Annotated in this window: 22 protein-coding genes; 11 read left to right on the top strand and 11 right to left on the bottom strand. The window is 65.7% G+C overall.

The window, feature by feature from the left end:
• Positions 1-2: 2 nt before the first annotated feature.
• The 3 genes from W930_RS0117600 to flgA form a co-directional block, all read right to left on the bottom strand.
• On the bottom strand, positions 3-461 hold the full coding sequence (locus tag W930_RS0117600) for a flagella synthesis protein FlgN (RefSeq protein ID WP_023598361.1): 459 nt from the start codon (positions 459-461) through the stop codon (positions 3-5).
• Complete coding sequence (gene flgM, locus W930_RS0117595) at positions 458-796, bottom strand: flagellar biosynthesis anti-sigma factor FlgM (protein WP_023598362.1); 339 nt, start codon at positions 794-796, stop codon at positions 458-460. Before flgM ends, W930_RS0117600 begins: the two co-directional genes overlap by 4 nt.
• 136 nt (positions 797-932) lie before the next feature.
• A complete protein-coding gene (gene flgA, locus W930_RS27920) occupies positions 933-1970 on the bottom strand; it encodes a flagellar basal body P-ring formation chaperone FlgA (RefSeq protein ID WP_023598363.1) in 1038 nt (345 codons plus the stop codon).
• Between the two features lie 452 nt (positions 1971-2422).
• Here flgA and flgB point away from each other — a divergent pair, with 452 nt between their 5' ends.
• The 11 genes from flgB to flgL all read left to right on the top strand — a co-directional run bounded on the left by flgB (position 2423) and on the right by flgL (position 13141).
• On the top strand, positions 2423-2863 hold the full coding sequence (flgB, locus tag W930_RS0117585) for a flagellar basal body rod protein FlgB (RefSeq protein WP_023872631.1): 441 nt from the start codon (positions 2423-2425) through the stop codon (positions 2861-2863).
• A gap of 5 nt (positions 2864-2868) precedes the next feature.
• Complete coding sequence (gene flgC / locus W930_RS0117580; protein WP_023598365.1) at positions 2869-3273, top strand: flagellar basal body rod protein FlgC; 405 nt, start codon at positions 2869-2871, stop codon at positions 3271-3273.
• 23 nt (positions 3274-3296) lie between these two features.
• Complete coding sequence (gene flgD / locus W930_RS0117575) at positions 3297-4025, top strand: flagellar hook assembly protein FlgD (protein ID WP_023598366.1); 729 nt, start codon at positions 3297-3299, stop codon at positions 4023-4025.
• A gap of 72 nt (positions 4026-4097) precedes the next feature.
• Positions 4098-5354, top strand: a complete 1257-nt coding sequence (flgE, locus tag W930_RS0117570; protein ID WP_023598367.1) for a flagellar hook protein FlgE — start codon at positions 4098-4100, stop codon at positions 5352-5354.
• Between the two features lie 41 nt (positions 5355-5395).
• Positions 5396-6139 (top strand): flagellar basal body rod protein FlgF, encoded by a 744-nt coding sequence (locus tag W930_RS0117565; protein ID WP_023872627.1) that lies wholly within the window; start codon positions 5396-5398, stop codon positions 6137-6139.
• 34 nt (positions 6140-6173) lie between these two features.
• Positions 6174-6956, top strand: a complete 783-nt coding sequence (flgG, locus tag W930_RS0117560) for a flagellar basal-body rod protein FlgG (protein ID WP_023598369.1) — start codon at positions 6174-6176, stop codon at positions 6954-6956.
• 11 nt (positions 6957-6967) lie between these two features.
• Positions 6968-7681: a flagellar basal body L-ring protein FlgH gene (locus W930_RS0117555; RefSeq protein ID WP_023872626.1), complete on the top strand. Its 714-nt coding sequence runs from the start codon at positions 6968-6970 to the stop codon at positions 7679-7681.
• Positions 7681-8865, top strand: coding sequence for a flagellar basal body P-ring protein FlgI (locus W930_RS0117550; protein ID WP_023598371.1), 1185 nt, complete (start codon positions 7681-7683; stop codon positions 8863-8865). Before W930_RS0117555 ends, W930_RS0117550 begins: the two co-directional genes overlap by 1 nt.
• 1 nt (position 8866) lies before the next feature.
• Positions 8867-9754 (top strand): flagellar assembly peptidoglycan hydrolase FlgJ, encoded by an 888-nt coding sequence (gene flgJ / locus W930_RS0117545; protein WP_023872625.1) that lies wholly within the window; start codon positions 8867-8869, stop codon positions 9752-9754.
• Between the two features lie 146 nt (positions 9755-9900).
• A complete protein-coding gene (gene flgK / locus W930_RS0117540) occupies positions 9901-11889 on the top strand; it encodes a flagellar hook-associated protein FlgK (RefSeq protein ID WP_023598373.1) in 1989 nt (662 codons plus the stop codon).
• Positions 11890-11905: 16 nt separating this feature from the next.
• Positions 11906-13141, top strand: a complete 1236-nt coding sequence (flgL, locus tag W930_RS0117535; protein WP_023872623.1) for a flagellar hook-associated protein FlgL — start codon at positions 11906-11908, stop codon at positions 13139-13141.
• A 154-nt stretch (positions 13142-13295) separates the two neighbouring features.
• Here the strand turns inward: flgL and fliR are convergent, their stop codons facing one another.
• The 8 genes from fliR to W930_RS27910 form a co-directional block, all read right to left on the bottom strand.
• Entirely contained in the window at positions 13296-14087 is a 792-nt protein-coding gene (gene fliR, locus W930_RS0117530) for a flagellar biosynthetic protein FliR (protein ID WP_023598375.1), read from the bottom strand.
• 20 nt (positions 14088-14107) lie between these two features.
• Positions 14108-14377: a flagellar biosynthesis protein FliQ gene (gene fliQ, locus W930_RS0117525; RefSeq protein WP_010807718.1), complete on the bottom strand. Its 270-nt coding sequence runs from the start codon at positions 14375-14377 to the stop codon at positions 14108-14110.
• Between the two features lie 16 nt (positions 14378-14393).
• Positions 14394-15098 carry a flagellar type III secretion system pore protein FliP gene (fliP, locus tag W930_RS0117520; RefSeq protein ID WP_048806776.1) on the bottom strand — a complete coding sequence of 235 codons (705 nt, stop codon included), beginning with the start codon at positions 15096-15098 and terminating at the stop codon, positions 14394-14396.
• Positions 15099-15235: 137 nt separating this feature from the next.
• On the bottom strand, positions 15236-15760 hold the full coding sequence (gene fliO, locus W930_RS27915) for a flagellar biosynthetic protein FliO (protein WP_023598377.1): 525 nt from the start codon (positions 15758-15760) through the stop codon (positions 15236-15238).
• Positions 15757-16194 (bottom strand): flagellar motor switch protein FliN, encoded by a 438-nt coding sequence (gene fliN / locus W930_RS0117510; RefSeq protein ID WP_023598378.1) that lies wholly within the window; start codon positions 16192-16194, stop codon positions 15757-15759. The genes fliO and fliN overlap by 4 nt, the downstream gene beginning before the upstream one ends.
• Positions 16194-17192 carry a flagellar motor switch protein FliM gene (gene fliM, locus W930_RS0117505; protein WP_023598379.1) on the bottom strand — a complete coding sequence of 333 codons (999 nt, stop codon included), beginning with the start codon at positions 17190-17192 and terminating at the stop codon, positions 16194-16196. The genes fliN and fliM overlap by 1 nt, the downstream gene beginning before the upstream one ends.
• A 7-nt stretch (positions 17193-17199) precedes the next feature.
• On the bottom strand, positions 17200-17682 hold the full coding sequence (gene fliL / locus W930_RS0117500; protein ID WP_023872622.1) for a flagellar basal body-associated protein FliL: 483 nt from the start codon (positions 17680-17682) through the stop codon (positions 17200-17202).
• Between the two features lie 213 nt (positions 17683-17895).
• The gene (locus tag W930_RS27910; protein ID WP_023872621.1) at positions 17896-19314 is read right to left on the bottom strand and encodes a flagellar hook-length control protein FliK; all 1419 of its coding nucleotides are present in this window, start codon (positions 19312-19314) and stop codon (positions 17896-17898) included.
• Between the last annotated feature and the right edge of the window lie 3 nt (positions 19315-19317).

The following is a 19317-nucleotide window of genomic DNA, read 5'->3' as shown; positions in this document are numbered from 1 at the left end:
CCTCAGGCCGTCACGCTTCCACCGCTTGAGCGCGGTGCGGTGCGGCCGTCGGGGCCGTAGAGAGGGGCGTTTTGTTGCGGCCCGTAGAGGACACTCAGCGCTTGCTGCGTGTAAGTCAGGCGCGTGCGTATCAGGACGCCGTTGGTGTCGTTCGCACGCTTGGCTTCGGCGGCCGCGGCGAGGAGCGCCTTCCATGCTGCATCCACCCGGGCGTCAGCGGCGGCGGCAGCTGTGGCCCCCGTCTCGTCGGGCGCATAACCCAGGGCTTCCAGCCGCGCGTCGCGCTCGCGACCGAGCGACGCCAGTTCGGCGACCGCTCGCGTCTTGCGCTCGGTCAGTTCCGGCAGCGTGTCCAGCGTACCGCTCACCAATGCCTGCTGTTCCTCGCCAAGCAACGCGGCGAACGCACCAATGGCGTTCGTCTCGACAGACAGGGCGTTCAGCAGAGCATCGATTGTCATGACTTCGATTGGGTGGAAAGCAGATCGCGAGCCGTCTGGATGACGCCGTCCGCAATCTTGGATGCATCGATGGTCAGCGTGCCGTCGGCAATTGCCTGCTTGATCGCCGCCACCTTCGCAACGTCGATATCCGCCGATCCCGTCTTGGCCAGCCCGGCCTGCAACGCGCGCATCTCCGACGACAAGGCGCTCGTGCTCACGCTCGCATCGCTGCCCGCGCTTGTCACGGACGCAGCAGGACCATTGGCACTCGCAGTGCCAGACGTCGTCCGATCGGTGGTCGCCTTGTTCGCGCCAACGCCTTTCAGCGGATTGGCCGGTGGTTCGATTTTCATGTGCTTTCCCCAGAAACCTGCCTGTGTAACGGCATTATCCGCCATAACTTTAGGCAAGTAACATCCTGTTACCAGTTCAAGCGCCTGGGTGTGTTCTGCAAATATTCAAAGACTTTCAATGAAAGTGTGCGCTCACTTATAGTGCAACTTCGACCTCGACGCCACCGCTCTTGCCGGTCTTGACCGTGCCGCTCACGACTTGCCCGGCGCGCGTGCGCACCTGCACCGGATCGCCGGCGCTCGCGCGCGAAAGCACCTGGCCCTCGGTGCTGACTTCGAAGCCGGAGCCGCGCGAGACCACGCGCACCGTCTGTCCCTGTTGCACGGCAATCGCACTGCGCAGCAGATCGGAGCGGATCGGCAGGCCCGAGGTAATACGGTTAACGGCGACGGTGCCGACAATTTGGCCGGCGTCGGTGGCGACCGTGCGCGGCAGCAGCGTGAGGTCACCCTGGCGCGGCGACAGATCGTTCGGTCCGATGGTCTCGCCGGGGTTGATCTGGCGCGCCGCCACGAAGTAAGTGGCGGTGATGCTCACGCGGGCTTGGAGATAAAGCGTCCACGGACGCTCGCCCGCGCAACGCACGCCAACCGTCGTCGAGCCCCAGAGACGTGCACCGGGCGGCAGGAACGGTTCGAGCGCCATGCACGCCGGCATGCGGTCGGACACGGCGTCGCCCACCGTGATGTTGACAGCGCCGGGCAGGCCGGTCGTCTGCTCGCGCAGAAAGCGCTCGGCCGTCTGGCGAATAACCTGGGTGTTCTGGAACTGCGCGTTGGTGACGGGGATGGCCGAGGCGACCGGGGCGCCGGGACCCGCCATGGCGCCCGCCTGGGCCGGTGCACCCGGCTGAGGCGGCGCGTTCACCGTCGCAACCGGACGCCCGACACTCGCCACATGCGTCGCAACACCGCTGGCGGTGTTGTTGCCTGGAATGACGATGGCGGCCGGTCCGAGCGTATTGCCCAGCGTTTGGGCTGCCGGATCGGTGGCGACGCCCGGGTTCGCGCTTGCCGCATGGACATCGCCCACGATGCCAACCGCCGCGAGGCTCAGCGTGGCGGCCACGACACCCGGGAACACGCGGGAAAACAGGGACGAGCGTCGACCGCGCAGCCAGGTATGACGCGCGCGGGGGGCATTGGCGCTACCGCCGCCGAATTTGCCTGCCATGCTCACTCTCCTTGCGGCCGTCACCGGGAGGGATTCCCCGGGGTGCGGCGTTCAAACCACCTCGACGACTTCCCTATCGATCGTCGGCGTCGTCCGGCGCGATGCGCGTCGGGCCGGGAAGCCGACGGCACCGGGCAGTGCTCCTGTGCCTGGGGGGCGAACCCCGCCCGATGCCGTCAGGAAGCCATTCTAGAGATGTCGCCCTGCCGGGCATGGCCCGAAATGGCGGCCAATCTCCTTCCTATTCCTCCGATTGAATCCCGGGGGCTACGCATACGATGCGAAGCATGCCAAAAGGTCCGCACTTTTCCCGGACCCGGCAGGACATCCCGTCTGCGCACCGCACGCCGTCCGCCAGAGTCTTCTGAGCGGTCCGGGCGCGTCGCCAGCGCCGACGGACAGGTTTCTTTGAGCGGTACCCCAGCATCAAGGCAAGCATCGGGCGAGGCGAGATCATGGACAAACTGGACGCGGCATTGCGATTTTCCCAGCAGGCGCTGGCCATGCGCGCCTATCGCCAGGAGGTGATCTCGTCGAACATCGCCAACGCGGACACGCCCGGATACAAGGCGCGCGATGTCGACTTCAACAACGCCCTGAGCCAGGCTGTCGAGCGCGGCGCGCAGCAGCAACTCGCCACCGAGTCGAGCGTGTCGCTCGCGCGCACATCCTCGCGCCACATCGCCGGGCGTGCAGTGAGCACCGCACCGCCGATGGGCGGCCCCGAGCTGCTGTACCGCGTGCCATACCAGCAGAGCGTCGACGGCAACACCGTCGAACTCGACGCCGAGCGGGTGAACTTCGCCGACAACGCCGTGCATTACCAAACGGGCCTCACGGTCCTGTCCAGCCAGATCAAGACGATGCTGGCAGCCATCACGCAACAAGGGTAAGCGCCATGCCACTCATGAGCATCTTCGACGTTGCCGGCTCGGCCATGACGGCCCAGTCCCAGCGCATGAACGTCACGGCCAGCAACCTGGCCAACGCGGAATCGGTGACCGGCCCGGACGGCCAGCCATACCGGGCCAAGCAGGTCGTGTTTCAGGTCAACCCCGTGGCGGGCGCCGACGTGGGCGGCGTGAAGGTGGCGGGCGTGGTCGACGACCCGTCGCCGCTCAAGACCGTGTACGACCCGAAGAACCCGGCCGCCAACGCGCAGGGTTACGTGACGATGCCCAATGTGAATCCGGTGGAAGAGATGGTCAACATGATCTCCGCTTCCCGCTCGTATCAAGCCAACGTCGAGGCGCTCAACACCGCCAAGACGCTGATGCTCAAAACCCTCACGGTCGGCCAGTAAGCAGCCGCGCGGAGACCAGAACCATGGCAAGTATCAATACGTCGAACGCCGCGAACTTCTCGCAGACGTTCCTCGATTCGATCAACGGCACGGCCAGCAGCGCCAGCTCGAACTCGTCGGCCGGCAGCGCCGACGATCTGCAGAACAGCTTCCTGAAGTTGCTCGTCGCACAGATGAACAACCAGGACCCGCTCAACCCGATGGACAACTCGCAGGTGACCTCGCAGCTCGCGCAGATCAGCACGGTCTCGGGCATCACCCAGCTCAACACCACGCTCTCGGCGGTGACCTCGCAGATCAACTCGACGCAGAGCCTGCAGGCCGCCGCGCTCGTGGGCAAGGGCGTGCTGATTCCGGGCAGCACCATCGGGGTGGGCAGCACCACGGCCACCGACGGCACGGTCACGAAGACCGCCACGCCGTTCGGCTTCGAACTGCCGAGCGACGCCGACACCGTCACGATCCAGATCAAGGACGCCACCGGCAAGGTGGTTCGCACGGTCAACGCGGGGGCGCTCGACGCCGGTGTGCAGGCGCTCACCTGGGACGCCAAGGACGATTCGGGCACCGCCGTGGCCGACGGCAAGTACACCTTGTCGGTGAGCGCTTCGGCCAATGGCAAGTCCATGACGCCGACGCTGCTCTCCTACGCCCAGGTCCAAAGCGTGGTGGCCAGCACGACCGGCTCGCCGATGCTCAACGTCGGCACGGGCTCGAACGTCAAGCTCGCCGACGTGCGCGAAATTCTGTAACCCGACCGCTCAAGTCTCTTAACGAATCAACCACGACGCGCAGCGTCGTCAACCGAATCTCAGGAGTATCACATGGCCTTTTCGACCGGATTGAGCGGCCTGAACGCTGCCTCCAAGGACCTCGACGTGATCGGCAACAACGTTGCCAACGCGGCGACCGTCGGCTTCAAGCAGGGGCAGGCGCAATTCGCCGACATCTACGCCAACTCGCTGTTCGGCGCGGGCAACAACACCGTCGGCATCGGCACGCGCGTGGCGGCGATCGCGCAACAGTTCACGCAGGGCGACATCACCGTCACGAACCGCCAGCTCGACCTGGCCATTTCGGGCAACGGCTTCTTCCGCGTGTCGAACAACGGCACCATCGCGTACTCGCGAAACGGCCAGTTCTCGCTCGACAAGAACGGCTACATCGTCGACGCCAACGGCGATCACCTGACCGGCTATCTGGCCGGCCCGAACGGCATCATCAACAGCGTGTCGCCGGTCGATCTGCAAATTCCGACGGGTGATCTCGCGCCCACGGCCACGACCAAGGTCACCGGCCAGTTCAACCTGGATTCGCGCAGCGCCGTGAACACCACGCCGTTCTCGATCACCGATCCGAATTCCTACACGAACGCCACGTCGCTCAAGGTCTACGACTCGCTGGGCAATTCGCACGACGTGAACCTCTACTTCAAGAAGACGAGCGTCGACACGACCACCAACAACGCCACCTGGACGGTCTACGCCTCGGTCGACGGCACGACGCAAGTCGGCGCCGGCCCGATCGGCACGATGACGTTCAACTCGGCCGGCAGCCTCGTGTCGCAGACGGATTCGACCGGCGCCACCGTGACCGGCCCGATCACGCTGCCCACGATCACCTACGCTAACGGCGCGTCGAACGGAAACATGACGCTCGACCTGTCGGGCACCACGCAATACGGCAATACCTACACGCCGAACACGCTCACGCAGAACGGCTACTCCTCGGGTCGTCTGACCGGCTTCACCTTCAATGCCGACGGCACGATCGTGGGCACGTATTCGAACACCCAGTCGATGGTGCTCGGTCAGGTCGCGCTGGCGAACTTCAACAACGTGCAGGGCCTGATCCCGATGGGCAACAACCTCTGGTCGGAGTCGGCGGCGTCGGGCATCCCGATCGTCGGCGTGCCGGGCGGCACCAACCTCGGCAAGCTGCAGGCGGGCGCCGTGGAAGCGTCGAACGTCGACCTGACGGCTGAACTGGTCCACATGATCACCGCGCAACGCAACTATCAGGCGAATGCGCAGACGATCAAGACCGAAGATCAGTTGATGCAGACGATGGTCAACCTGTAACGCGGAGCGGTGCGCATGCGTAACTTGCACGGAGGCCGTCGATGGATCGTCTGATCTACATCGCCATGACGGGCGCAACGCAGGCCATGGAGCAGCAGTCGACCACGGCCAACAATCTGGCGAACGTGTCGACGCCGGGCTTTCGCGCCCAGCTCGCGGCGTTCCGTCAGGCGCCGGTGCGCGCCCCGGACGGCACCACGGGCACGCGCACCTTCGTGGCCACGTCCACGCCGGGCACCGACTTCACGCCCGGCGCCATGCAGCAGACCGGCCGCCCGCTCGACGTGGCTATCCAGGGCCAGGGCTGGATTGCGGTGCGCGATGCGCAGGGCCGCGAAGCCTACACCCGCGGCGGCAACATCGAAATGACGGCCGACGGCCAGCTCACGCTGCACGGCCAGCCGATCATGACCGACGCCGGGCCGGCCGCCGTGCCGCCGGGCGCCGCGGTGACCATCGGCACCGACGGCACGATCTCGGCGCTCGGGCAGGGCGATCCGCCCAACTCCATCGCCGTGATGGGCCAGCTCAAGCTGGTCAATCCGCCGGAGGGCAATCTGGTGCGTGGCGACGACGGCCTGTTCCGCACGGCCAACAACGCCCCTGCACAGGTCGATCCGAACGTCGTCGTCGTGGCCGGCTCGATCGAGGCGAGTAACGTCAACCCGGTCAGTGGTCTGGTGGACATGATTTCGCAGTCGCGGGCCTTCGAAATGCAGATGAAGATGCTGCAGACGGCCGATACCAACGAACAATCCGCCAACCAGTTGCTGAACTTCAGCTGATCGGCGCCGCAACCGTATTCGGGGAGAAAACCCAATGATCCGTTCGCTCTACATCGCTGCCACCGGCATGAACGCCCAGCAGACGAACATGGACGTGATTTCCAACAACCTCGCCAACACCAGCACGAACGGCTTCAAGAAGGGCCGGGCGGTGTTCGAGGACTTGCTGTATCAGACGATCCGCCAGCCCGGCGCGCAGTCGTCGCAGCAAACGCTGCTGCCGTCGGGCCTGCAGCTGGGCACCGGTGTGCGCCCGGCGGCGACCGAGCGCATTTTCACGCAGGGCAACCTGACGTCCACGAACAATGCGAAGGACGTGGCCATCAACGGCGACGGCTTCTTCCAGGTGCTCATGCCGGACGGCACGACCGCCTACACGCGCGACGGCTCGTTCCAGGTCGACAACAACGGCCAGCTCGTCACGGCTTCGGGCTACCCGGTCCAGCCGGCGATCACGATCCCGGCCAACGCCCTCTCGCTCACCATTGCGCGCGACGGCACCGTGTCGGTCACGCAGCCGGGCAGCACGGCCAACGTGCAGATCGGTACGTTCCAGCTCGCCACGTTCATCAACAACGCCGGTTTGCAGAGCATGGGCGAGAACCTGTACGCCGAGACGGCCGCCTCGGGCGCGCCGAACGTCGCGCAGCCGGGCACCAATGGCGCGGGCGTGCTCAACCAGAACTACGTCGAAACGTCGAACGTGAACGTGGTGGAGGAGCTCGTGAACATGATTTCGGCGCAGCGCGCCTATGAAATCAACTCGAAGGCGGTGACGGCGTCCGACCAGATGCTGCAGCGTCTGACGCAGATGTAAGGAGTCTTGCCATGTCCGCCTCACCGACCCTCAAGCCACGCAGCGCGGGCCTCGCGCGGATTATTGCGCTCGCGGCCGCCGCCGCGCTGAGCGGTCTGGCGGGCTGCGCCTACGTGCCGCAGGAGCCGGTGGTGACCGGGCCGACGACCACGCGTCCGCCGCCCCCGCCGGTCGCGGCCGACCCGGAAGGCTCGATCTACCGCCCGCTGTATTCGAACCGTCCGCTGTTCGAGGACCGCCGCCCGCGCAACGTTGGCGACATTCTCACGATCGTCATCAACGAAAACACGGCCGCGAGCAAGAACTCGGCCGCCAATACGACGCGCGCCGGCAGCGGAAGCCTGAAGCTGAATCAGACGCCGGGCGTGATCGGCGGCGTGCTCAACAACCAGGGGCTGGACGCAAGCGGTGCGAACAAGTTCGACGCCAAGGGCGCGGCCAACGCCAACAACGTGTTCTCGGGGCAGATCACCGTGACGGTGATGGACGTGCTCGCCAACGGCAATCTCGCGGTGGCCGGCGAGAAGCAGATCGCCATCAACCAGGGCACGGAGTACATCAAGTTCTCGGGGATCGTCGCCCCGCAGACGATTTCGGGCGCGAATACCGTGCCTTCGACGCAGGTGGCCGATGCGCGCATCGAATACCGTGGCAAGGGCTACATCAACGAAGCCGAAACCATGGGCTGGCTGCAGCGCTTCTTCCTCAACATTTCGCCATTCTGATGTCGATCATGCCGTACCTGTCGCGCCGTGCGCCTAGCTTCCCTCCGCTTTGCCTGAGCATCGGCCGCCGTGTCGCCGCGTTTGCCGTGGCCGGCGTGGTGGGCGTCGCGGGCGCATTCGTTGTGCCGGGCGTCGCCCACGCCGAGCGGCTCAAGGAATTGGCGTCGATTCAGGGCGTGCGCGACAACCAGTTGATCGGCTACGGCCTCGTGGCCGGTCTCGACAACTCGGGCGACCAGACCACCCAGACGCCGTTTACCGTGCAGAGCATGACGAACATGCTCTCGCAACTGGGCATTACGGTCGCGCCCGGCACCAATATGCAGTTGAAGAACGTGGCTGCCGTGATGGTCACGGCCACGCTGCCCGCTTTCACGCGTCCCGGCCAGGCGATCGACGTGGTGGTCTCGTCGATGGGTAACGCCAAGAGCCTGCGTGGCGGCACGCTGCTCATGACGCCGCTCAAGGGCCCGGACGGACAGGTCTACGCGCTCGCGCAGGGCAACCTGCTCGTGGGCGGGGCCGGCGCGTCGGCCAACGGATCGAGCGTGACGGTCAACCAGCTCGCGTCGGGGCGCATTCCAAGCGGGGCCATCGTCGAGCGCGCCGTGCCGACCGCCATGGGCGGTCAGCCGGGCACCGTGCAGATGGAGCTCAATGTGACCGACTTCTCGACCGCGCAGCGCGTGGTCGATGCCGTGAACCGCCGTTTCGGCTACAGCACCGCACAGGCCCTCGACGGGCGCGTGATCCTGCTGCGCACGCCGACCGATCCGGCCTCGCGCGTGCAATTCCTCGCCCAGCTCGAGAGCCTCGAAGTGAAGCCCGACAATACCGCGGCGCGCGTCATCATCAATGCGCGCACCGGCTCGGTCGTGATGAACCAGAATGTCACGATCCAGCAGTGCGCGGTGGCTCACGGCAACCTGTCGGTCGTCATCGATACCCAGAACAACGTGAGCCAGCCGGCGCCGTTCTCGGGCGGCCAGACGGTCGTGGCCCCGAATTCGCAAATCTCCGTCCAACAGGAGAACAACGCGCTCAGGATGGTCAAAGCGGGCGCCAACCTCGCCGACGTCGTCAAGGCGCTGAACTCGCTTGGCGCGAGTCCGGCGGACCTGATGTCGATTCTGCAGGCCATGAAGGCCTCGGGCGCCCTGCGCGCCGATCTGGAGATCATCTGATATGGCCGACGGCAACCGACTCACGGGCGCGGCGGGCGCCTCGCTGCCCGATCTGACGCAACGCGCCTCCTACGACATGCAGGGCCTCACGGCGCTGCGTGCCGCTGCCCATCAACAGACGCCGCAAGCCACGCAGCAAGCCGCCAAGCAGTTCGAGGCCGTCTTCACGCAGATGATGGTCAAGAGCATGCGCGAGGCCACGATGTCCGGCGGGCTGCTGGGCAGCGATCAGGAAAAGATGTTCAACGGCATGCTCGACGATCAGCTCGCCCAGCAGCTTGCCTCGAACAAGGGCATCGGTCTGGCCGACCTCATGCTCAAGCAGCTCGCCAGAACCGGCACCACACTGCCGCCTGCCGCGATGGGGCGTCAGCAGTCGCTGCAAGGACGCGCATACAACTCGGCCGACGCCATCGGGGTGGCCGACGGCGCGCCTGCGGTGGCCGGCGAGTTCGTCGACCGCATGGCCACGGCCGCGCAGAACGCCAGCGCGAGCAGTGGCATTCCGGCGCGGTTCATGCTCAGCCAGGCGGCGCTCGAGTCCGGCTGGGGCAAGCGCGAGATCCGTCGCGCCGACGGCAGCACGAGCTACAACGTTTTCGGTATCAAGGCCGGCAAGAACTGGAACGGCCCGACCGTGGAGGTGGCGACCACGGAGTACGTGAACGGCCAGCCGCGCAAGGTGATGGCCAAGTTCCGCGCATACCACTCGTACGACGAGGCGTTCGCCGACTACGCCAACCTGATTTCGAAGAACCCGCGCTATGCATCGGTCGTGGCCAGCGCCAACGACGCCGCCGGTTTCGCCACGAATCTGCAGCGCGCCGGCTACGCCACCGATCCGCAGTACGCGAGCAAGCTCATCAAGATCATGAAGCACTTCGCCTGACGGGGCGAGCGGCACGGCATCGCGCCCGAAGCGATCGGGGGCGTGTCACCCTCAATATTGCTGCCGGACTGCCGTAAACACATCGGTAACGGCGCGCGAGCGGGCATTTCACCGCGGGGCGCGCCTCTTATTCAAGCCGCGAGATCATGAGCCTAATCAATATTGGCATGAGCGGGCTGAACGCCTCCCAGTTCGCCCTGAATACCACCGGCAATAACATCTCCAATTCGGGGACCGCCGGCTATAACCGCCAGATCGTCAGCTACACCCAGGCCGACAGCCAGTTCACGGGCGTGGGCTACCTGGGCCAGGGCGTGCTGGTCAACGACGTGTCGCGCGTGTACGACCAGTTCCTGGCTAACCAGGCGAACCAGGCGCAGACCCAGTACAGCCAGCTCAACACGTACTACCAGCAGATCTCGCAGATCAACAACGCGCTGGGCAGCTCCACCACGGGCCTGTCGGCATCGATGTCGACGTTCTTCACGAACCTGCAGACCATCGTGACCGCGCCGAACAACTCGGCCACGCGCGCCACGGTGATTTCGTCGGCGCAAACGCTCACGAGCATGTTCCAGTCGCTGTCCGGCACGCTGTCGTCGCTGCGCACCGCCGTGAACGGCAACATCCAGCAGTCGACCGACCAGATCAACACCTACGCGAAGCAGATCGCCACGCTCAACGATGCGATCGTGCAGGCGCAGGCCAACGGCGGTGGCGCCACGCCCAACGACCTGCTCGATCAGCGCGACCAGGCCATCGCCAACCTGAACGCCATCGTCCAGACGAACGTCGTGAAGGACAGCAACGGCTCGTACAACGTCTTCATCGGCAACGGCCAGTCGCTGGTTTCGGGAAACTCCGCCTACCAGCTCACGACCATCGCGTCGACGAGTGACCCGTCGCAACTGACCGTGGCCTATATCATGGGCAACGGCACGAAGGTCGCCATTCCGGAATCGTCGATCTCCGGCGGTTCGCTCGCCGGCCTGCTGTCGTTCCGCAGCGGTGCGCTTACGCAGGCCCAGAACTCGCTCGGGCAGATCGCACTGTCGCTGGCCGGCACGTTCAACGCACAGAACCAGCTGGGCCTGGATCTGTACGGCCAACTCGGCGGTAACTTCTTCACGGTGCCGAATCCGACGATCATCGCGAACACGGGCAACTCGAACGCGGCCACGCTCAACGCCTCGATCACCGACGCCTCGAAGGTCACCACGAGCGATTACACGGTGACTTACGACGGCACGAATTACACGATGACGCGCCTGACCGACGGCGCGAAGTGGACTGCCGGCGCGCCGGCCACGCCGGGCGCGGCGCTGAACTTCCAGGACAGCACCGGCGCGGCGTTCGCCGACGGCTTCTCGGTCACGACCGCGGGCATGGTCGCGGGCGACAGCTTCACGATCCAGCCGACGCGCAACGCTGCCCAGAACATCGGCGTGGCGATCACCGATCCGGGCAAGATCGCGCTGGCCGCTCCGATCATTGCCTCGACGGGCACGGCCAATGGTGGCTCGCTCAAGGTGGATCAGGGCTCGGTGGACGCGTCCTATCTGTCGAACGTACTGACTGCACCCGTCAACTTCACGTTCAGCAAGGACGCCACGACCGGTGCGCTCACGCTGGTGGCCCCGGCGCCGATGACCGTGACGGTCAATGGCACGACCACCACTTACGCCGCGGGCGCCACCGTGCCCTACGACGCCACGAACGGCGCCAAGATCACGATGAGCGGCATGACCGTGAACCTGTCGGGCACGCCGAACAACGGCGATACGTTCACGATCGCCCCGAATACGTCGGGCGCCGTGACCGACAACCGCAACGGCCTGGCGCTGTCGGCACTGCAGAACGACAAGACCAAGGTCGGCGGCTCGCAAAGCTATGCGTCCGCGTACGCGAACCTCGTGTCGTACGTGGGCTCGACCACGAACACGTACAAGTCGACCAGCGCGGCCCAGCAGACGCTGCTCAAGCAGGCGCAGGAAGCACAGTCGTCCAATTCCGGCGTGAACCTCGACGAAGAAGCGGCCAATCTGATCAAGTTTCAGCAGCTCTATCAGGCCAATTCGAAAGTGATTCAGACCGCGTCGACGCTGTTCGACACCATCCTCCAGATGGTCAACTAAGCGCAGGGGCACAGCGATGCGTATCAGCACCAACATGATCTACGACCAGGGGATGCGGGCGATGAGCCAGAACACCTCTGATCTGCTCAACACCCAGGCGCAGCTTTCCTCGGGCAAGCGCGTGACCACGCCGGGCGACGATCCGATCGCCGCAGCGCAGGCCGTGGCGGTGTCGCAGGACAACGACATGAACACGCAGTACGCGTCGAACCGCGCCTCGGCAACGACGCAACTACAGCTCGAGGACTCGACCTTCGGCAGCATCATCAATTCGTTGCAGCACGTGATGTCGCAGGTGGTCGCGGCGGGCAACCCCACGCTCAACGACAACGATCGTGCGACCATCGCCACCGATCTGCAGTCGAGCTTTCAGCAACTGCTCTCGCTGGCGAACACGACCGACGCAAACGGTCAGTACCTGTTCTCGGGCTTCATGGGCAATTCGGCCGCGTACGTGGCATCGGCGACCGGCGCATCGTATGCCGGAGACACCGGCGTGCGTTACGTTCAGGTCAGCCCGAACCGCCAGATCGCCGTCAACGACATCGGTTCGTCCATCTTCCAGGGCGTCCAGGCCGGCACGGCCAGCGCGGTGATCAGCGGCAGCGCAACGAACCAGGGCACGGGCGTGTACTCCACGGTGTCGACGACCGACGTGACCAACGCCGGCGCGAACCACCAGTATCAGATCAGCTTCGCGATCGACAACACGACCACGCCGCCCTCGACCAACTACACGGTCAAGGACATGACGGACACCACGGTGGCCGATGTGACGGGCGCCTACACGGCAGGCCAGCCGATCGCGTTCGGCGGCAAGAGCGTGACTTTTACCGGCGCACCGGCCACGGGCGACACGTACACGGTGCAACCGGCGAACAAGGGCAGCACGAACGTGTTCGACAACCTGCAGGCGCTCATCAATACGCTCAAGACGCCGATCAACAGTACCAACGGCACCGGCCAGGCCAATCTGAGCAACGCGCTCACGACGTTCAACCAGTTGTTCGGCAACACCTACGACAACGTGACCACGGTGCGCACCACGGTAGGCTCGCGCATGAACGAGTTGACGTCGCTCAACAACATCGGCGACACGAATTCGCTGAACTACCAGTCGCAACTGTCGGATCTGCTCGACGTGGACTGGAACTCGGCGGCAACGAAATTCGCGCAGTTGCAGGCTGCCTTGCAGGCATCGCAGCAAAGCTTCATGCAGACCCAGAAGCTCTCGCTGTTCAACTTCCTCTGATCGGCGAGGCGGGGCCGGGAGCATGTCTCCCCCAGGTCTCCAACGTCGACAAGCGCGGGCCACGCGGCAATGCCGGGTGGCCCGTCGTCCTTTTGCGGATGGCCGGCAAGCGGCGCTCGTGAAGCGCGACGCAGGCGAGCATGGCGCCCGGCGCTCAGAGTTTCGGCACGAAGGCGGCGCTCGCGCGAATCATCATGTCGATGCCGATCGAGAAGAAGTGGTCCATCACCGGGGCGATGCGCGGCATCATCAGCTCGATCACGACCAGGCCGACGCCCAGCGTGAGCGGAAAGCCCACCGCGAAAATGTTGAGCTGCGGCGCGGCGCGGTTGAGAATACCCAGCGCGAGGTTGCAGATGAGCAGCGCGGCCACGAGCGGCAGCGAGAGCATGAGCGCCAGCGTGAACAGCTGACCGCCCAGCATGGCAAGGTACTGCCAGCCGGTCACGGCAAGCGGTACGGAAGACACGGGCAGCACCGTGAAGCTCTGCACGAGCGTGGCGAACATCACGAGATGGCCATTGGTGGCGAGGAACACGAGCATGGCCACCACGTTGAGCAGCATGCCGAGCACGGCGGTGCTGCCGTCGCTGTTGGGCGTGAGCAGGGTGGCGAACGACAGGCCCATTTGCAAGCCGACGAAATCGCCCGCCATGCTGATCGCCGAGAACACGATCTGCATGCACCAGCCCAGCGCGGCGCCGATCACGATCTGCTGCACCATGATCCACAGGCCTTCCCACGAAAACGGCGAGACGGCCGGCATTGGCCCGAGCACCGGCGCGAGCGCGAGCGCGACAATGCCGGCCAGGCCGATCTTGACGGTCGAGGGTACGGAGACGTCGCCAAAGAGCGGTGCGCTCATCGACAACGCCAGCAGGCGCACGAACGGAAACAGGAACGCCGCGATGACGCCCGAGAGCTGTTCGTAAGTGAAGCTGATCACCGCCGGTGCGCCCGCGCGGCCTAGCCGACCAGGCCCGGAATGCCGGTGAGCAGCTGGCGCATGTAGTCGACCATCAGGTTGAGCATCCACGGGCCGGCGATCACGAGCGTGACGAACACGGCGAGCAGTTTCGGGATGAACGACAGCGTCATTTCGTTGATCTGCGTGGCCGCCTGGAACAGGCTCACGAGCAGACCGGAGACGAGCGCGACGAGCAGCAGCGGCGCGGCGAGCAGCAGCGTCACCTGCATTGCCTGATGGGCCAGCGCCATGACGGTTTCCGGAGTCATATCCTGCGCCTCGCCGCTACATCGTGAAGCTCTGGGCGAGTGAGCCCAGCAGCAGTTGCCAGCCGTCGACCACCACGAACAGCATCAGCTTGAAAGGCAGCGACACGGTGGAGGGCGAAACCATCATCATCCCCATCGACATCAGCACGCTCGCGACCACCAGATCGATGATGAGGAATGGAATGAAGATCGTGAAGCCGATCTGGAAGGCCGTCTTCAGCTCGCTCGTGGCGAACGCCGGCACGAGAATGCGCATCGGCACGTCTTCCGGGCCGTTCATCGGCGGGGTCTTCGCCAGCTTGGCGAAGAGTGCCAGATCGGCCTCGCGGGTTTGCTTGAGCATGAACGCGTGGAACGGCTTGGCGCCCGTGTCGATCGCCTGTTCGAAGCTGATCTTGTTGGCGGCGAAGGGCTGATAGGCGTCGGTGTAGGCCTTGTCGAACACCGGCGACATCACGAAGAAGGTGAGAAACAGCGCCAGCCCGATCAGGATCTGGTTCGGCGGCGAGGTGGTCACGCCGATGGCGTGCCGCAGCAGCGAGAGCACGATGATGATGCGCGTGAAGGCCGTCATCATCAGCAGCATCGCCGGCAGGAACCCCAGCGACGTGAGCAGCAGCATCGTCTGCACGGACAGCGAGTACGTCTGTCCGCCGCCCGGCGTGGGGGTGCTCGTGAGGGCGGGGAGCGTGGCCTGCGCGAAAGCGGCGCCCGGCAGCATCAGCGCGATGAGGGCGGCGGCCGCGAGGGCGATCAGCGCGACAGGCGCGCTCCGCGCGAGCCGGGCCGACTCAAGAGCCGACCCCAGAGCCGACCCCAGCGCCGGACCCATCGGGCTCCGGGACTGACCGCGTGACATCAGGAATCCTTTTTCATCGATTCGCGCAACTTTTGTGCAAAAGCCTGCGCGGCACGGTTGGCTTGCGCGCCCGGATGGGCAACGGGGGGCGCGGCGGGCAGATCGGCGACACGGTCGGCATCGATCACGTGCAGGCTGCGCACCTGTCCCGGTGCCACGCCCAGCACGACCCAGTCGCCCGCGACTTCCACCACCACCACGCGCTCGCGCTGGCCGACCGCGGCGCTGCCGACGATACGCACGTTGCCCCCGCCTAGCGGACGTTGCAGACCGAATCGCTTCGCGAGCCACGCGAGCCCGAAAAGCAGGGCCAGCACAAGCACCAGGCCGAGGCCCGTCTGCACGATGCCTGCTCCGCCGAGGCTCGGCACGGCGGCGGCCTGGGAGGCCGCGCCCTGCGCGTGGGCGGTGGCGACGAATGACGCCGGGAAATACGCAATAAGCGTAGCTTTGGCTACCACTCGGGCGGTGGCGGCTGCCGCGGCGCGCCACACGGGCTTGCCGCGGACATCGGAAGGAATCATCGGTTGAGCTTACGGATGCGTTCGGATGGCGTGATGATATCAGTCAGGCGGATGCCGAACTTGTCGTTCACGACCACCACTTCGCCCTGGGCGATGAGGCAACCGTTGACCAGGACGTCCATCGGTTCGCCGGCCATGCCGTCGAGCTCCACCACGGAGCCCTGCGCGAGTTGCAGCAGGTTCTTGATGGCGATCTTCGTGCGGCCGAGCTCCACGGTCATCTGGACCGGGATGTCGAGGATCAGATCGATGTCGTTGTGCGTGGCCGTGCCGGGGTTGCCGGCGGTGGCGGCCAGCGGCTGGAACACGGGGGCGGTCGGCTGCGGCGCGGCTTCGGCGACCGGTTCGGCAGCCGTCTGCTCCGCCATGGCACTGGCCCACTCGTCCGCCATGGCCTGGGCGTCGTCACCGGGCGTTTGAGGGGTATCGCTCATCAGTCGTTGTCCTTCGAGTAATCGCTGTGCGAATGGTTGATCATCTGGTTCACGCGCAGCGCGTATTGGCCGTTGAAGACGCCGTAATTGCAGTGCATCACGGGCACGCCATCGACCTTGGCTTCCAGCACTTCGGGCACGTCGAGCGGAATCACGTCGCCCACGCGCATGTTGAGCAGTTGCGACAGCGTCATGTCGATCTGCGCAAGATTGGTCACGATCTCGACATCGGCGGCCTGCACCTGCTGCGAGAGCAGCCGCACCCAGCGCTTGTCGACTTCGAGGGTTTCGCCTTGCAACGGGCTCGAGAGCTGGTCGCGCAGCGGCTCGATCATCGAGTACGGCATGCAAATGTGGAATTCGCCGCCGACCGAGCCGAACTCGATGTCGAAGGTCGTGGTGACCACTACCTCGTTCGGGGTGGCCACGTTGGCGAACTGCGTATGCATCTCCGCGCGCACGTACTCGAATTCCACCGGATGCACCGGCTTCCACGACGCGCCGTAGTTCTCGAACACCAGGTCGAGCAGACGCGCGATGATGCGCTGCTCGGTCTGCGTGAAGTCGCGGCCTTCCACGCGAGTGTGGAACCGGCCGTCGCCGCCGAACAGGTTGTCCACCACCAGGAACACGAGGTTCGGGTCGAACACGAACAGCGCGGTGCCGCGCAGCGGCTTGATGTGGACCAGATTCAGATTGGTCGGGACGGGCAGGTTGCGAATGAACTCGCTGTACTTCTGCACCCGCACCGGGCTCACCGAGATTTCGGCGCTGCGGCGCATGAAGTTGAACAGCGCAATACGGAACAGGCGCGAGAAGCGGTCGTTGATGATCTCGAGCGTGGGCATGCGCCCGCGCACGATACGCTCTTGCGTCGCGATGTTGTATGGCCTGATGCCGGAATGATCTACCGACTCGGACCGGTCATCCTGCTCGCCGGTGACACCCTTCAGAAGGGCATCGACTTCTTCCTGCGACAGGAACTCCTCATGCGCCATGAATCACTCACTGAATTACAAACGCGGTGAACAGCACTTCGCCCACGGCCTGCTGCGGCATGTTGGCCGCGAACGGTTGCGCGACCAGCGAGCGGATTTCGCTTGCCAGACGACGCTTGCCGTCGATCGTGGCCAGATCCTGCGGCTGCTTGGACGACAACAACAGCAACACGCGGCTGCGCACTTCGGGCATGTGCTGCGTGATGCGGGCTTGCGTCTCGGCATCCGCCACCTTGAGCGAGAGGCCGATATGCAGGTAACGTTCGCCGTCCTCGCCGGTCAGGTTCACCGTAAACGGGTCCATGCTCACGAAGACCGGTGGCGGCGGGGGCGGCGGTGCTTTCGCCGCTTCGTTGCGTCCGGTCAGCAAATACACGGCCGTTGCGGCGCCGGCGGCGGCCATGAGGGCTACCGCGACGATCAACAGAATCCATTTGCGCATGCCCCCGCCAGAGGGAGCCGCGGCTTGCGTCGATGCGGGATTTGCCATGTGTTCGCCTGCTATTGGGTAAAGATTGTCGGCCAACCCGCCATCGGGTGATCGGCCGAAAAGAAGGGACAATCGCGTCTAACTCGTGTCTTTGTCTTAACGGCAGAAACGCTCGCGGGCTTTAGGGCGCTGCGGCGCACCGTCGCGCCCGGCCGGGCGGCCAATGCCGCCGCGGTTCCCGGGCGTCGCGTCAGCCCCGGACTGTCGGGCGCGTCAGGCGAACGTGTCGACCAGGCCGTTGGCGGCGCGCATCGGCACACTGACCGTGGTGGCGAGCGGTGCGTCGTCGGTCTGGCCGAAGCCGGTCGTGCCGCGCGCGCTTCCGTTCCCGTTCCCGCCGCCATTGCCGCCATTGCCATTGGCGCCGTGCTGCGCGAAGGCCTGCTGTTGCGCGCTGTCGCTGCTCACGGTGGTATTGCCCAGGGCAATGCCATTGTTGGCGAGGCTCTCGCGCAACTGCGGCAGCGCGGCCTGCACCGCGTCGCGCACGGCGGCATGCTGCGACACGAACATCGCCTGCGCCGAATCGTTCGCCACGTTCAGCACCACGTGAAGCGGGCCGAGATCGGGCGGGTTCAGGCTCAGTTGCGCGGTCTGCGCATGGGCTGACGAAAGCCACACGACCTGCTGCGAGAGCTGGTTGTTCCAGTCCTGCGTACCCACGCGCGCGTTCAGCGCGAGCGCCGCGGGCAGGTTGGCCTGGGCCTGAAGCTGTGGCTGGGCATCGACGACGGGCGTTGTTGCCTGTGCGGCCTGTGCGGCAGCCTGGATCGCCTGGGTGGCGGTGTTCGCCTGTGCGGTGGCGTCGCGATGGCCTTGCGCCTGCGTCATGGCATCGGCCATGCGCTGGGCGTCGGCGCCCGCGGGCGATGTCGACTTGGCTTCGGCCGCGGCCGGCTGCGGCACGGTGGCGGGCTGCGACGTCGTGGCGTTCTTTGCCAGGGTGTCGAGCGAGATGCCGCCGGTCGGGTTGGCCGGCGTGACGGCGCCGGCCGCCGGCGCCTGGCTCGCGGCCGTGGTTGCCTTCGCGCCGTTTGCGTCGGCGCCGACCGGTGGCTGGCCGGCCAGTTGAGCGGCGCCACTCGCTTGCAGGGCGCCGTTCACGGCGGCCGCAATGGCGGCACCCTTGCCCGGCTTGCCATCGGCAGCGTCAGCGCCGGCCGCGGCGGCGGGTGGGGGCGCTTGCGGCGGCGCGAGCGGTGCATTGTTCATCGCGGCGAGGGCGACGGCCAGGGCGGCCGCCGGGTCGCCGGGCGCGGCGGCCTGCACTTCGTCGTCGGCGTTCTCGTCCTTGTCGGTGTCGGCCGTCGTTGCCTTCGTCGTCTTGGACGAAGCGTTCGAAGCGTTCGTTTGATTGCTTTGCGCCGTCTGACCGGCCTGGCTCGCCGACGCGCTGCCGTTGGTCGTGTTGTCGGAAGACTTCGTGCTGCCGGCGTTGTTCGAGGACGCGCCCTGCGCAGTGTTGCCCGCAGCATTGCTTGCCGCCGGCGCCACGGTTTGGCGCGTCTGTTGCGAGAGCACGGTGGAGAACGGCAGCGCGCTGCCGTCGTCGGCGTTCGACGCCCCGGCGCGATTGGCCTTGGCGGCTTGGGCGGCGCCGGCGGCGTCGGTCAGGAAGCTCAGAATCGACATGTC

The sequence above is a fragment of the Pandoraea sp. E26 genome (genome assembly GCF_000681415.1).
GTDB classification, from domain to species: Bacteria; Pseudomonadota; Gammaproteobacteria; order Burkholderiales; family Burkholderiaceae; genus Pandoraea; species Pandoraea pnomenusa.
Note: the sequence above shows the minus strand (reverse complement) of the source record. Positions and strands in the feature narration are given on the sequence as shown.

Bases quoted from the DNA above. Each gene is read 5' to 3' on its own strand.
- fliM (WP_023598379.1), bottom strand. From the start codon at position 17,192: ATGGCGCATGAGGAGTTCCTGTCGCAGGAAGAAGTCGATGCCCTTCTG.
- flgC (WP_023598365.1), top strand. From the start codon at position 2,869: ATGCCACTCATGAGCATCTTCGACGTTGCCGGCTCGGCCATGACGGCC.
- flgM (WP_023598362.1), bottom strand. From the start codon at position 796: ATGAAAATCGAACCACCGGCCAATCCGCTGAAAGGCGTTGGCGCGAAC.
- flgL (WP_023872623.1), top strand. From the start codon at position 11,906: ATGCGTATCAGCACCAACATGATCTACGACCAGGGGATGCGGGCGATG.
- flgK (WP_023598373.1), top strand. From the start codon at position 9,901: ATGAGCCTAATCAATATTGGCATGAGCGGGCTGAACGCCTCCCAGTTC.
- fliN (WP_023598378.1), bottom strand. From the start codon at position 16,194: ATGAGCGATACCCCTCAAACGCCCGGTGACGACGCCCAGGCCATGGCG.
- flgJ (WP_023872625.1), top strand. From the start codon at position 8,867: ATGGCCGACGGCAACCGACTCACGGGCGCGGCGGGCGCCTCGCTGCCC.
- fliQ (WP_010807718.1), bottom strand. From the start codon at position 14,377: ATGACTCCGGAAACCGTCATGGCGCTGGCCCATCAGGCAATGCAGGTG.
- W930_RS0117550 (WP_023598371.1), top strand. From the start codon at position 7,681: ATGTCGATCATGCCGTACCTGTCGCGCCGTGCGCCTAGCTTCCCTCCG.
- flgE (WP_023598367.1), top strand. From the start codon at position 4,098: ATGGCCTTTTCGACCGGATTGAGCGGCCTGAACGCTGCCTCCAAGGAC.
- fliO (WP_023598377.1), bottom strand. From the start codon at position 15,760: ATGATTCCTTCCGATGTCCGCGGCAAGCCCGTGTGGCGCGCCGCGGCA.
- flgA (WP_023598363.1), bottom strand. From the start codon at position 1,970: ATGGCAGGCAAATTCGGCGGCGGTAGCGCCAATGCCCCCCGCGCGCGT.
- fliP (WP_048806776.1), bottom strand. From the start codon at position 15,098: ATGCTGCCGGGCGCCGCTTTCGCGCAGGCCACGCTCCCCGCCCTCACG.
- flgG (WP_023598369.1), top strand. From the start codon at position 6,174: ATGATCCGTTCGCTCTACATCGCTGCCACCGGCATGAACGCCCAGCAG.
- W930_RS0117565 (WP_023872627.1), top strand. From the start codon at position 5,396: ATGGATCGTCTGATCTACATCGCCATGACGGGCGCAACGCAGGCCATG.
- W930_RS27910 (WP_023872621.1), bottom strand. From the start codon at position 19,314: ATGTCGATTCTGAGCTTCCTGACCGACGCCGCCGGCGCCGCCCAAGCC.
- W930_RS0117555 (WP_023872626.1), top strand. From the start codon at position 6,968: ATGTCCGCCTCACCGACCCTCAAGCCACGCAGCGCGGGCCTCGCGCGG.
- fliL (WP_023872622.1), bottom strand. From the start codon at position 17,682: ATGGCAAATCCCGCATCGACGCAAGCCGCGGCTCCCTCTGGCGGGGGC.
- flgD (WP_023598366.1), top strand. From the start codon at position 3,297: ATGGCAAGTATCAATACGTCGAACGCCGCGAACTTCTCGCAGACGTTC.
- W930_RS0117600 (WP_023598361.1), bottom strand. From the start codon at position 461: ATGACAATCGATGCTCTGCTGAACGCCCTGTCTGTCGAGACGAACGCC.